The 12,001-nt window shown below is 39.1% G+C and carries 15 protein-coding genes; 9 read left to right on the top strand and 6 right to left on the bottom strand.

The features are described 5' to 3' along the window. The first annotated feature begins 170 nt into the window (after positions 1–170). Positions 171–1,076, top strand: coding sequence for a L,D-transpeptidase family protein (locus C9J12_RS16865; protein ID WP_107243774.1), 906 nt, complete (start codon positions 171–173; stop codon positions 1,074–1,076). A gap of 355 nt (positions 1,077–1,431) precedes the next feature. On the opposite strand, the gene C9J12_RS16870 is transcribed toward C9J12_RS16865, so the two are convergent. From C9J12_RS16870 to C9J12_RS16885, 4 genes are all read right to left on the bottom strand, one after another. Continuing rightward, complete coding sequence (locus C9J12_RS16870) at positions 1,432–1,695, bottom strand: Lpp/OprI family alanine-zipper lipoprotein (protein ID WP_006229590.1); 264 nt, start codon at positions 1,693–1,695, stop codon at positions 1,432–1,434. 410 nt (positions 1,696–2,105) lie between these two features. Beyond that, positions 2,106–2,702, bottom strand: a complete 597-nt coding sequence (locus tag C9J12_RS16875; RefSeq protein WP_107243775.1) for an SCO family protein — start codon at positions 2,700–2,702, stop codon at positions 2,106–2,108. Then, on the bottom strand, positions 2,699–3,193 hold the full coding sequence (locus C9J12_RS16880) for a hypothetical protein (RefSeq protein ID WP_107243776.1): 495 nt from the start codon (positions 3,191–3,193) through the stop codon (positions 2,699–2,701). The genes C9J12_RS16875 and C9J12_RS16880 overlap by 4 nt, the downstream gene beginning before the upstream one ends. Before the next feature lie 181 nt (positions 3,194–3,374). After that, the gene (locus C9J12_RS16885) at positions 3,375–4,292 is read right to left on the bottom strand and encodes a DUF368 domain-containing protein (RefSeq protein WP_107243777.1); all 918 of its coding nucleotides are present in this window, start codon (positions 4,290–4,292) and stop codon (positions 3,375–3,377) included. 296 nt (positions 4,293–4,588) lie between these two features. Here C9J12_RS16885 and C9J12_RS16890 point away from each other — a divergent pair, with 296 nt between their 5' ends. After that, entirely contained in the window at positions 4,589–5,044 is a 456-nt protein-coding gene (locus C9J12_RS16890; RefSeq protein ID WP_107243778.1) for a GtrA family protein, read from the top strand. Here the strand turns inward: C9J12_RS16890 and C9J12_RS16895 are convergent. Together C9J12_RS16895 and C9J12_RS16900 are read right to left on the bottom strand one after the other, a co-directional pair. Further along, positions 4,995–6,287 carry a sensor histidine kinase gene (locus tag C9J12_RS16895; RefSeq protein ID WP_107243779.1) on the bottom strand — a complete coding sequence of 431 codons (1,293 nt, stop codon included), beginning with the start codon at positions 6,285–6,287 and terminating at the stop codon, positions 4,995–4,997. The two genes, C9J12_RS16890 and C9J12_RS16895, sit on opposite strands and share 50 nt — an antisense overlap. 5 nt (positions 6,288–6,292) lie before the next feature. Further along, positions 6,293–6,967, bottom strand: coding sequence for a response regulator transcription factor (locus C9J12_RS16900; protein ID WP_107243780.1), 675 nt, complete (start codon positions 6,965–6,967; stop codon positions 6,293–6,295). 156 nt (positions 6,968–7,123) lie between these two features. On the opposite strand from C9J12_RS16900, the gene C9J12_RS16905 reads away from it, so the two are divergent. The 7 genes from C9J12_RS16905 (at position 7,124) to C9J12_RS30730 (ending at position 11,887) form a co-directional block, all read left to right on the top strand. Next, entirely contained in the window at positions 7,124–8,278 is a 1,155-nt protein-coding gene (locus tag C9J12_RS16905) for a glycosyltransferase family 2 protein (protein WP_107243781.1), read from the top strand. Then, positions 8,278–9,750 (top strand): ArnT family glycosyltransferase, encoded by a 1,473-nt coding sequence (locus C9J12_RS16910; protein ID WP_107243782.1) that lies wholly within the window; start codon positions 8,278–8,280, stop codon positions 9,748–9,750. The genes C9J12_RS16905 and C9J12_RS16910 overlap by 1 nt, the downstream gene beginning before the upstream one ends. Before the next feature lie 203 nt (positions 9,751–9,953). Beyond that, positions 9,954–10,205, top strand: coding sequence for a hypothetical protein (locus C9J12_RS16915; RefSeq protein ID WP_107243783.1), 252 nt, complete (start codon positions 9,954–9,956; stop codon positions 10,203–10,205). 282 nt (positions 10,206–10,487) lie between these two features. Further along, a complete protein-coding gene (locus C9J12_RS16920; protein ID WP_011220835.1) occupies positions 10,488–10,886 on the top strand; it encodes a VOC family protein in 399 nt (132 codons plus the stop codon). 168 nt (positions 10,887–11,054) lie between these two features. Then, a complete protein-coding gene (locus C9J12_RS16925) occupies positions 11,055–11,318 on the top strand; it encodes a hypothetical protein (protein ID WP_107243784.1) in 264 nt (87 codons plus the stop codon). Positions 11,319–11,553: 235 nt separating this feature from the next. Further along, positions 11,554–11,727: a hypothetical protein gene (locus C9J12_RS30725; protein ID WP_170107555.1), complete on the top strand. Its 174-nt coding sequence runs from the start codon at positions 11,554–11,556 to the stop codon at positions 11,725–11,727. Positions 11,728–11,740: 13 nt separating this feature from the next. After that, positions 11,741–11,887 carry a hypothetical protein gene (locus C9J12_RS30730; protein ID WP_170111805.1) on the top strand — a complete coding sequence of 49 codons (147 nt, stop codon included), beginning with the start codon at positions 11,741–11,743 and terminating at the stop codon, positions 11,885–11,887. Positions 11,888–12,001: the final 114 nt, after the last annotated feature.

The raw sequence follows: 12,001 nt of genomic DNA on the forward strand, positions 1-12,001 counted from the left end.
GTTTTACAGCCGATTCGTTATTTTTTCTCATAGAGGTTTAACGCCATCTTGACCATCTTGTTAACTCGATAGAATATGATCGGTATTAAATGTAGGAATTGTTTCGGTATAACGGCAGATAAAACAAAAATTTGCCATAATTATGACTAGTTTACGAAAGGAGGTATGCTGTGTTTCGTTCAATACTTTTAGTTCTTACGTGTTTAGCTTCAACAGCTGCGAATGCAATTGAATATCAGCTTCCTAATGATGATAGCAACATTGTCGGCACAGCAGAGTATTACGAAGTCGCTAAGGGTGATAGCCTTGCTGATATAGCGAATAAATATAATGTAGGTTTTTTAGCATTATTGGCGGCAAATAAAGGCGTAGACCCTTTTTTACCTACACCTGGTCAATTACTGACTGTACCGACAAAGGTGATTCTACCTAATGTAAAACGCAAAGGGATTATTATTAATCTCGCTGAGCTTAGGTTGTATTATTTCCCTGAAGATGACAAATCGATTGTGTATATCTTCCCGATTGGCATTGGTCGTGTGGGACGCGCAACCCCGAACATGATAACGAAGGTTAGTCAGAAGATAGAAAACCCTACATGGACGCCAACAGCAAACATTCGTAAAGAATACCGTGAAAAAAAAGACATTGAATTGCCAGCGGTTGTACCTGCAGGCCCTGAAAACCCGCTAGGTGAATATGCAATGCGTCTTGCTTATAGCCGAGGTGAGTATTTAATTCACGGTACTAATAAGGATTTTGGTATTGGGATGCGAGTAAGTTCTGGCTGTATACGGATGAACCCATGGGATATTGAGTGGTTATTCCCACAAGTACCAAGAGGTACATCGGTGCAAGTTATTAATCAGCCATTAAAGCAATCAGTTGAACCTGATGGAGCGTTGTATGTTGAAGTACATCAGCCGTTATCTAAATCTGATGAGCAAGTAGGTCAATCAAAACCCGTTAAAGCGAATAAATCACTGAAAGAAAAAGTAGAAGGTAATGATATTGCTATATCACGTTTAAATGCAGCTCTTAATCTTCAACAGGGTCTACCTGTCGAAGTACAGTAGTCGCCTCTAATTATTGTTACTATCTCATAAGTTATTACCTAGACTACCAACAGCCAGCTTAGAATACTTTTTAAGCTGGTTTTATTTTCTTGTATCAAACCTTAACTTCAAACCTCTGCCTTGTTATTTTCAATTCTTCCTGTGTAAGCTCTTACCATTTACTTATCTACGGTATTAGCTATAAATAAGCTTTAATCGCTGCTCAGGAGGCTTTATACCGTGGTGTCAGGGTATATGCTAATAGGATAAGTGAAAAGAAGCAGGTGGGGGATTCGGTGACCGTTGGTTTTTTTATAAATAAAAAGAAGAAGTGATGATATAAGATCATCACTTCGACTTATTTTAATAAAGCATGTTACTTAGTGTACGAACCAGCGATATTATCAATACGTTGGTTTGCACGCATAGCTTCTTGGTAAGCTGCATCTGACGCTGCTCGAGAGTCATTTACTGCGCCTGCCATTTGATCTTGTTGACTCTGAAGAGCACTAACTTGATCAGAAAGCATATCTACTTTGTTAGTCAGTTGTTGCATTTGGTCTACTTCATCTGAACTTGAACAACCCATAAGAGCTGCACTCAGAATTACACCAGATAGGATAGTTAGTGAACGATTCATTTTTATTCCTTCTACATTCTACATAAGTTTGCCACTACAAACCGAGTATTGAAAAAGTTTTAGTCGGCAAGATCATTATGGCATAACATCTTAAAATTGCTCATTAAAAGCACGTTATTAATAAAAAAAACTCTATCAAACGTGAGAATACCTTACAGAATGATAGTGATATCAACTTTTTATTTACATCGATAAACGGCTGAATCGCTTGTCGCTTCTGGGCTTCAAGCAAATTGAGCTTGTTATAATTCTGTATGTTTTTGTTTTTTTATGGACAATCTATCTTAAAGAAAAATGATTATTCCACTCGATTGTTAGAAAACTGTCAGACAAATTTGATTTATGCGCATTATTTTTAATTATATTAATGACATGAAAGCAAAATGACATTTTAAGGACCTATATTGGCGTTATGCTTGTTTCGATTCACCCGCTAAACGGTTAATTGCTTCGGCTAAGATATCAGGATTAAGTGTATGCGGTATTTTTTCAAGCAAAGTGCCATCGGGCTTCAAAAAGTAAAAATACGAGCTGTGATCGACAGCGTATTCTAATGCTGAATCTTTTAATTCTGTCCGCATATATAAAACACCGTACTTTTCAGCAAGTGCTTTTGTTTGAGTATCTGTGCCAGTCATCCCAATAATGTTTTTATGGAAGTATTGTGCGTACTCTGCACTTTTTACGGGTGTATCACGCTCTGGGTCTAGCGTAATAAAAATTGGCCACAGGTTAGATAGATGTTGCGGAGAGACCTTTTGTAAGGCTGCAGACAGCACCGCAAGCGAGGTGGGACACACATCAGGGCAATGTGTGTAGCCAAAATAGACAACGCGTATACGGCTATCTTCTGTATCGTATAAATCAATGGCTTTATCGCCACTTTCTAAAATATTAATTGGAGATGTTTGCTCGGCAGTGATAGTTGGATCATTGCTATCTGTTACGTAACGCGTAATAAGCCCTGCACCCAGTGCTAACGCTAAAATTATCCATTGATATTTCATTGTGTCATCCTTAAAGAAATATTGAGAGGCTGAATACTGTCATTTGAGTTAGTAGAGGGAAGGGCTTTAATGCTTCCTTGCCATGTCATTGCGTTTGTCGTGCAGAAAGGTAGCATGAGCTCGCCACTGTATTGCCCCGATGCTTGTTTAGTTAAGAGTAATTTATATACCCCCATCATCATTTCATTACCTTCTAGCGATACGATTAATTGTGTTGTGTCTTGAGGTAGAGCTGGCCAGTCGACGGTCATTGTTGTTGCTTCTAAAGGGTGAACAATATCGGTACTTAGTTGGATTATGGCAGCTTGTTGTTCACATGCTTGTTGGCTGAGTTGGCATGTTTCTTCTAAAGGAATACGTGAAGGCAACACTGACTGAATACTGGTTGCCTTATATGCATCGAGTAATTGTAAAGAACCAAACCCAATGCCAAAGGCGACAAGTGTTTTTAGCGTTAACGATAATATTGCTTTGGACTGAGGTTGTAACATGTTCTGACTGTTAATTGTAATGTGTTTGTGAATAGTATCACTTACATTGTGTAATCAAAGTGTTGTTGGAAGAAAATGTGGTAGTTATCGAGAAATGGCAATAGAGGAATCTAGCCCTACAAAGAATAAGCAGGGCTAGATAGAGCCGATATTTAGATGGTTGGTGCCAGTTTATTGCAGATTACTCAGCTTTATCTGCAAACTTTTCTAATCCCCATACAACGCCAAAACCGACTATCGTGGCAATAATTGCATACCCGATTAAAGAGGGGTGGCCTGTCACTTGTTCAAAATTGAATGGTGATAAGTTTTGCTCTAGTAATGGAACTTGTTCACCACTAGAGTTTGTACGCCATGTTAGTACTTCTTTCCATGGCCAAATTTTACTGAGTGTACCAATCATTAACCCCGTTAAGAACGTTAATGCGATATCTCGGTAATGGCGTAATACCCATGATAAAAGGTGCGAGAATGTAAGTAGGCCGATTAAACAACCTAGCGCGAATAATGCCAGCGTAACAATATCGAATGATTTTGCTGCGGCTAATACAGGGCCATACATTCCTAATAACAGCAAAATAAAGCTGCCAGAAATACCCGGTAAAATCATGGCGCAGATTGCAATAGCACCAGCAATAACAACATTAAGTAACGTAGGTTCCATTGCTAAGGGGTGAAGTACAGTAATACCGTAAGCAAAGAAAGCGCCAGCCGCCACGGCAATAAAGCGGGTTATTTCCCATTGTTTGACTTGTTTGAACATATGGATGACAGACACAATGATCAAACCAAAGAAAAATGACCAAAGCGGAATAGGGTGCGTATGAAGCATCCAAGTGATCAGACGTGCAAAAGTGAAAATACTGGTCAAAATGCCAGAGAATAACAAGACTAAAAAAGTGCCATTGATATGCTCGAATGCGCCCTTAATGCCTTGTTGTTTAATAACACGAATTAGGCTGGGGTTGATACGTCGAATACTTTCTAGCAATGTATCGTAAATGCCTGTGATAAAGGCAATTGTACCACCCGATACACCAGGTACTACATCGGCGGCACCCATCGCCATGCCTTTTAAAAAGGTGAAAATTTTACTCATTGTAATCCGTACTAAAGTGAATGAATTTATGAAATTGCAGGCATTATACAATGCTAGGGTGAAAAAAAAGTGTTTTTTAATTATTAGGACTATTTATCTTAGAGCCACTCGTTATTGGACTATTCTCTGATGCTGTTTTTGCTAAATATTTTCCTGATTGTACAGCCATTCTTATTCCTCGCTATTCACCTTTTTTTTACTGCGGACCAGGTAGCCTTTACCATTCATCATGTTATTCAGATGATGATTAGATAACAGGTGATAAGATCCTAATGATAATGAAGGGCTGTAGTAAAATGAAAATACTTCGATTTGCAGGTGTGGGTAGTATTGGTTTTGTTGTTGATGCCGCAACGTTGTTTCTTCTGTCTTTTTATATTGCCTTTATTCCTGCTCGTGCCATTGCGTTTTGGGTAGCAGCAACGTCTAACTGGTGGCTAAATCGGCATATTACCTTTGATGCGAGCAATACCCCAAACCCTATGCAGCAGTGGGGGCGTTTTATAGCTGTTTCTTGTATTGGTTTTATTCCAAACTGGGGCTGTTATTGGTTATTAATGCAATCGGTAGATATTAATCAATTATTAATTGAATCTTTAATTAAATACCCTGATCTGAAAAGCCTATTGGTAAACCACCTCGATGTTGAGGTGGTTTGGTCGGTTGTAGCAATGGTGCCAGGGGTGTTACTAGGGTTGATAACTAACTATCTATTGGCTGACCGTTGGGTGTTTCGTTCGGCTGTAGCGTGATAGTTGCTGTACATCCCCCTGTTGCGTTATTAGCCAAATCTAGTTGCCAACCATATTTACGACAGATATCGTTGGCAATAACTAGCCCTAAGCCATACCCCTCAATGCCTCGTGGCTTAGTATCAAGCCCTATGCCTGTGTCTACAACTTCAATGGTATCAGGAGAAACCGTGATCGTTACCGTGCCTTCTTCGGTACACGCAAACGCATTTTTTACTAAATTACCTATCAATATTTTTATTGTAGTTTCAGGCACCTTGATCTTGGTTTCTTCTTTTAGTATCACCTCACAATTGATTGTTTTGTGATTGATCAAATGTGAATGAGACTGAATGATATTTTCAACTTCCTCTTTGTCTAGTGAGCGCAGCACTAAGTTAGAGAGATCTTCATCACGGGTAAGCGACAATAATGTTGTCACAAAATCGTTCATTTCATTACTGGCAGACAGCAGGCGTTGGCGTTGTTTTTCAATAAAGACAGGTTCATTAGATTGACCCAGTAAAGATATCGTTCCCTTAATAACCATTAATGGTGTACGTAATTCATGGCTGGCGTAGCGATTGAATGAACGTTCCCGCTCGATAGAAGTATGAAGCCGTGCTTGATATTGATTAAAGCTATTAACTAACTGCAAAAGCTCTTTTGTTTCGACACCTTTAGGCACAGGAATCGGGGTCAAATCATGGGGCGAACGCGCTTCTAGTTCTTTGGCGAGTGTTGATAATGGGCTAGTAAGGCGTTGTGATATGCGTAGTACAACAGCAAAGCTAACCAGTAGCAGAGAAATAGAAATAATAAGCTGTTTTGCTTGGCTCCAAAATATTTGCTCTTCACTGAATTCATAGATTTCATCGAAGTATAAAATATAGACCGTCTGCACTTGGTCGCGAATGATTAGCTGCGACTTCATGATAAAGTATTCAGTGTCTTGTGTTTCTTCCTGTTTCAGCTCTACAGCGGTATTGAATTGAAAATTGTCAGGAATTGTTATATTGGCAGGCAATGCTTCTTTACCAACATACGCAAAGCTAAAAGGGGGAATTGCAACACTGGTGTTATGGCTATCGCTTAAAAGCTCTTGAGCAACTTCTTTTGAGTAATTGAGTCGGTTCTGGGCATTTAAATACTCAAGGTCTTCAAGTGTTGATTCCATCAGAGAAAAATGGGTCGCGATAATGGCAAATGCCACAATCGCAAAATAGGTGAAAGTGATCTGTTTTGCGGATTTAACTTTAGACACGTTGCTTACCCTTTATCAATGAGTTGATAGCCAACCTTTGGCACCGTATTGATATAAGCGTGTTTGAATGGTTTATCTATTTGACTGCGTAATTGGTAGATATGGCTTCTTAACACGTTCCCTTCGGGTTCATCATCTCCCCAAAGTGCAGAGATGAGCTCATCTTTTGCTACTACGTTCGGCGCTCTGACCATCATCAGTTTCAATATAGTAAATAAGGTGGGATTTAAAGAAAACTGGCAGTCATTACGAGAGACAATATGCGTATTTAAATCTAATGTTAGCTCGCCAAAATTTAATGTTTTGGTTGCTGTATTGCCAATACGTCGACGGGTTAATGATTTAATTCTCGCTTCCAATATTTCTAAATCAAACGGCTTCACAAGGTAATCATCAGCACCTTGTGCGAAACCTTCTAAGGTATCTTCTCGCGTATCTCGTGCCGTCAGCATTAAAATCGGGGTATCAACGCCTTGTTCACGCAGTTTTTGGCAGACGGTAAATCCATCCATGCGAGGTAGCATGACATCAAGAATAATAAGGTCGTAATAATTACTGCTGGCTAGCTCATAACCATGCAAACCATTATTGGCATAATCCAGTGTATAGCCTTTAATTTCGAAAAAATCGAATATGACACCTGCGATGTCTTTATGGTCTTCAATAAGGAGTAATTTCATCGTCTTACCAGTGTTTTAATAATAAAAATAGTAAATATCTATGGTGCATATAATGACACATATTAGAGTGAAAAAAATGTCAGAGACCTTTTTATGACACGACTTCTCGTACGATGAATTCAATCGCACAGGAAAGACGCATTTAAGAGGTATTGTATGTCGACCATTACTTTATTATCTCAACACAGAGATAAGCAGAATAAAGGTAAAGAGAAGTCGCCCCTGCTATCCATTATTATTCCAATGTACAACGAAGAATTAGTCATTGAAGAATGCCATAAGCGGGTATGTGCTGTGCTTGATGGTTTGAATGAGCATTGTGAAATTATTTATGTAGATGATGGCAGTAGTGATAGCAGCGTCAAGCTTGCGAGTAGTTTTTCTAGTGAATACCACCAGATAGTAACTATCTGTTTAAGCCGCAATTTCGGTAAAGAAGCGGCAATGAGTGCAGGCTTACAAGCCGCAAAAGGGCAGGCTGTTATTCTCATTGATGCTGATCTTCAAGATCCCCCTGAATTGATCCCCGCCATGGTGAACGAGTGGAAACAAGGTTTCGATGTTGTTGACATGCAGCGTCATAAACGTCACGGCGAAAGCTGGTTTAAACGCATAACAGCGGCTGCTTTTTATAAGTTAATTAATAGTATGTCTGATATACCCATCCCTCAGAATGTGGGTGATTTTAGGCTCATTGATCGCCGTGTTGTCGATGAGATAAATAAACTGCCAGAGCGAACTCGTTTCATGAAGGGTTTGTTTGCATGGCCCGGATTTAGACGTACAACGCTGCAATTTGATCGAGATGCTCGTCAAGCGGGTGAAACGAAATGGAATTACACCAAATTAGTGCACCTTGCCTTTGAAGGTATTACGTCATTCAGTACTCGACCACTACGACTTGCCACTGCTGCAGGCTTATTTACATCGCTAGCAGCAATTATTATGGCAGCGGTTGTTTTTACGAAAACGATTATTTGGGGTGATCCCGTTGCTGGCTATCCTTCGACGATCATGATTGTTCTGTTGTTAGGCGGAGTACAACTACTTTCTATTGGTTTAATGGGCGAATACGTGGGGCGTTTGTTTATAGAAGCAAAGCAACGGCCATTATTTGTTGTGATGGATCAGACAATAAAAAATGCGACAGCCAATGTGACTATGAATACTAATCACGCCGAGACTAATAATGAAATACAGACATTTAAAATGAAGCCTATTGACGAAAATGCGCACGCAATGAGTGTTCCTCGAGAGTATGTTTTTCCGAAAGGACAGCTAAGTACCACGAGTGAGGAAATAAAAGCATAATGTTTAATTCATTGAAAAAGCTATCTTTAACTCAACTCGCAATAGCACTTACTGTTATATCGATTCTGATTCGTTTCTTGAGCCTTGGTTTATATCCACTCATGGATACAACGGAAGCCCGTTACGGTGAAATGGCAAGAATAATGTATGAAACGGGGAATTGGATTACCCCCATGTTTGATTACAATGTGCCATTTTGGGGGAAACCACCGCTTTTCACTTGGCTAAGTGCCGCTGGTTTTGAAATTTTCGGAGTTAATGAATTTGCTGCCCGCGTACCTCATCTACTTGTTGGGTTACTTATTTTAGCGATGACGTGGTTTGTTGCTTCTAGGGAAGAGAATAGCAATAAAGAACAAGCGTGGTTAGCGACGGCTATATTAGCCACGACAGTCGCTTTTATCGTGATTTCTGGTGCAGTGATGACAGATACTGCACTCACGTTTGGCATCACACTCTCTATGATTGGTTTTTGGCAATCATGGACCAAGCAATCACGCTTCTGGGGTTATATGTTTTTTGTTGGCTTGTCTGTTGGCATGCTAGCAAAAGGGCCGTTAACGCTGATTTTAGTGGGTATTAGTTTAACACTGTGGATTTGTGGCGATAAAAGGTGGAAACGTATTCCGACCTGTTTACCTTGGAAAGGTGGAATTGCTATTTTCCTTATGCTGTCATTACCTTGGTACTTGCTTGCGGAATGGAAAAGCCCTGGCTTCTTAAATTACTTTATTGTGGGCGAGCACATTAAGCGGTTCATTGTAAGCGGTTGGGAAGGCGATTTATATGGCACTGCACATAAAGAAATTCGAGGCACTATTTGGCTCTATTGGGCACTTGCGACATTACCTTGGACACCGATTTTAATGTATCAGGTCGCTCGATTCTTCAAAGCCGGAGAAGAAGGGGTCGTAAGTGATAATGGCTATTTTGGTTTCTTATGGTGTTGGATGCTGTCACCACTGATTCTCTTTACTTTTTCGGGTAATATTCTATCAAGTTATGTAATGCCTGGTTTACCTGCTTTTGCACTATTAATCGCGGGTTACCAAGGAAAGTTAAAGCTACCTGATAAGGTATATAAGATTGGTCTAATCACGCCTGTACTTATTGTTATTGCCGCATTATTACTTGGCTATAATCTAACGGGGAAAGAAGTTGAGAAAAATTTACTTTCAACGTGGAGTCAACAAGTTGAAGCACCTGAAAGTCAGCTCGTATATTTGAATAAGCGTCCATTCTCTGCTCAGTTCTATTCAAATGGTAAAGCAGAAAAAGTGACGGGGTCACTTAGTGCAGTGTTAAATGATTTGAAAGAGCCAACGTTTTTGGCTGTAAAAACAAATCAGATCCCACAAGGTTTTATGTGGAATAAGAACCGTTGTGAATTAAGAGCTGAGTCAACTAATCGAGAGCTGGTTTACTGCACTCAATCTAATTTCAATGACGCGATTATTAGTTTAAATGATTGATATATTTATGTTTTAAGGCCGGTGGTTCTTTGCTTTATCATTCTGTAGGAAAATAATATAGTAAGTTTGTTTGGTTTTTAGATATGCGATAGGGGTCTCATTGGTTGTTTTTTAAACTGTGATGAAAACATCAATCACTACTTAAGTAGTATGAAATTATAGCGTCAGTATTTGATTAATTTTAAATTGTTGGAGTCATCATTATGTATAAAGAATTACTGGGGATCCCTAAAGAGCATGTTTTTGTTCGAACCGATATGAAGTGGGATATTGGTAAAAAAATCGATATTGATACGTTTTGGTATGATGAAAAAGATACCGCAGACCATATAGTTGCAAGGTATATTGTTAAGGTGACTAAGTTCGTTTATCCACCCAAAAAGTCATTAATCAGTTTCAATAAATATACGCCAGATAGCCTTTCGTTATTGGCTTCAGGTGAACTGCAGCATTAGGCTTTGTTTTTAAAAATCTTATATTCAAAGAGCCACAAACCCAGTGGCTCTTTTTTGATCTATTGTGTGTTGCTCACAAAGCTGGTGGTTTACTTGTGTTATTACTTGACGGTATTGTGACAAGCTGTGAAAGTAGAGCCATAGTCAACTGAATGCACCTACCTGTTCAGTCAGCGATACCAAAATTGAATTTACCACGCTATATGATCTTCTGAATCTTCCCCAAGAAATTAATCAGCGTATAGCTATTTGTGGTGTAATAAAGATCAAAGGACGATAAAAATGATACCTAGAGACTCAACACTCCGTGTCGTAAGACCAACCGATAACCTCAAAAAAATAGCGCTGATGTACAGTAAAGCGCTTGGCTTTGAAATGGTGAAACAGTTTGATGACCATGATGGTTTCGACGGCGTTGTATTAGGCCATCCGAAGCACGCATACCATCTAGAGTTTACTCACCAGCGTGGTGTTACTGTTGGACAAGCATCTAATAGTGGTCATCAGTTAGTCTTTTATATCGCGTGTAGCCGCGAATGGGAGCGAGCATGCAGAAGTATGATTGATGAAGGCTTTAGCGTAGTTGAAAACAATAACCCTTATTGGGAAGGGGTAGGTAAAACCTTCCAAGATGTTGATGGTTATTGTTTAGTGCTTCAAAACAGAGATTGGGCTCTTTAACGTTAAATCTAATCAGCTGTAAACTGATTTCGTAAGCACAGGACTTTCCTGTGCTTTTTTATATACTCAAACCTTCGTTCATTTCTTTTGTTTCTATTCTCATTCTTTAGCTGGCAGTGTTCGCCAATATCAACTTCAATTAGTGTAAACCTACTTGTAGGAGCTAAAATGAGAAGCCTATTTATTGTCATATTCATGTGCACGATTGTAAGCACCGTACATGCTGAAACATTGTTAATGTCACATGATATGTACATCGAACGCTGCTTGAGTACCTTTGGCGAAGATCCATTAACGAAACGTGTTTGTGAAAAACAATATCAAGATATTGAAAAAAAAGAGCTACAGCTTATGGCTCAAATTGATACAACTCAGAAAGAATCTAGCCTTGAAGGCGCACCTTCAGCACTGCCAATTGATAACGTGGAATAGGTTATACCCAAGTTAGCTCAAGATGTTAAATGTTACATCTTGAGGTGGCTTAGATGTAATGCTAACAGTGTCTAAAGGGAATACAATTATTTTGAAAACTAGAGTTATTTTGAAAATTAGATAGGTAGCCCGATTTTTATTATAACGTGTTGTCGCCACTTTACTGGTTGTTGTTCAGGTTAGATTTAGCTCTTTCTCGTAATATTGTTCATGTACTTATAACGAGGTAGAGATATTGAATACAATTATTAGTTTAATGTTTGTTTTATTTACCGTGTATGCCGCAGTTCGTGTATTTCGTTCATTCACAGTGAACAATTCGACAACAACATCTAATATTGATGGTGTGCTTGTTGAACCTAATAGCACCTATTTCCTTGCATCAAGTAGAGCGAAACTCATTAACTAATAGAGGGTTTAGTATGTCTGTAAATGCACAACCTTCCGCTATAGTCACTGAATTGAAAGCACTGAGTAAATATATTGTTATTGGATACGGTATGACGCTTTCAATGTTGACATTAGGCTGGGTAATGAGTGACGCGAAAGCTGGGCTTGGTGGTCACTAGTTGGATAAACTATGCCAAATATGCTTTTTGAGGTTCTATTGGCCATTGCTGCTATCATAGTTGCAATTGGCTTGTATTCTGCTGCGGTAATGGCTTAATGATAAATGTATTATT

Origin of the sequence: Photobacterium frigidiphilum, from assembly GCF_003025615.1 — a bacterium.
Classification (GTDB): Bacteria; Pseudomonadota; Gammaproteobacteria; order Enterobacterales; family Vibrionaceae; genus Photobacterium; species Photobacterium frigidiphilum.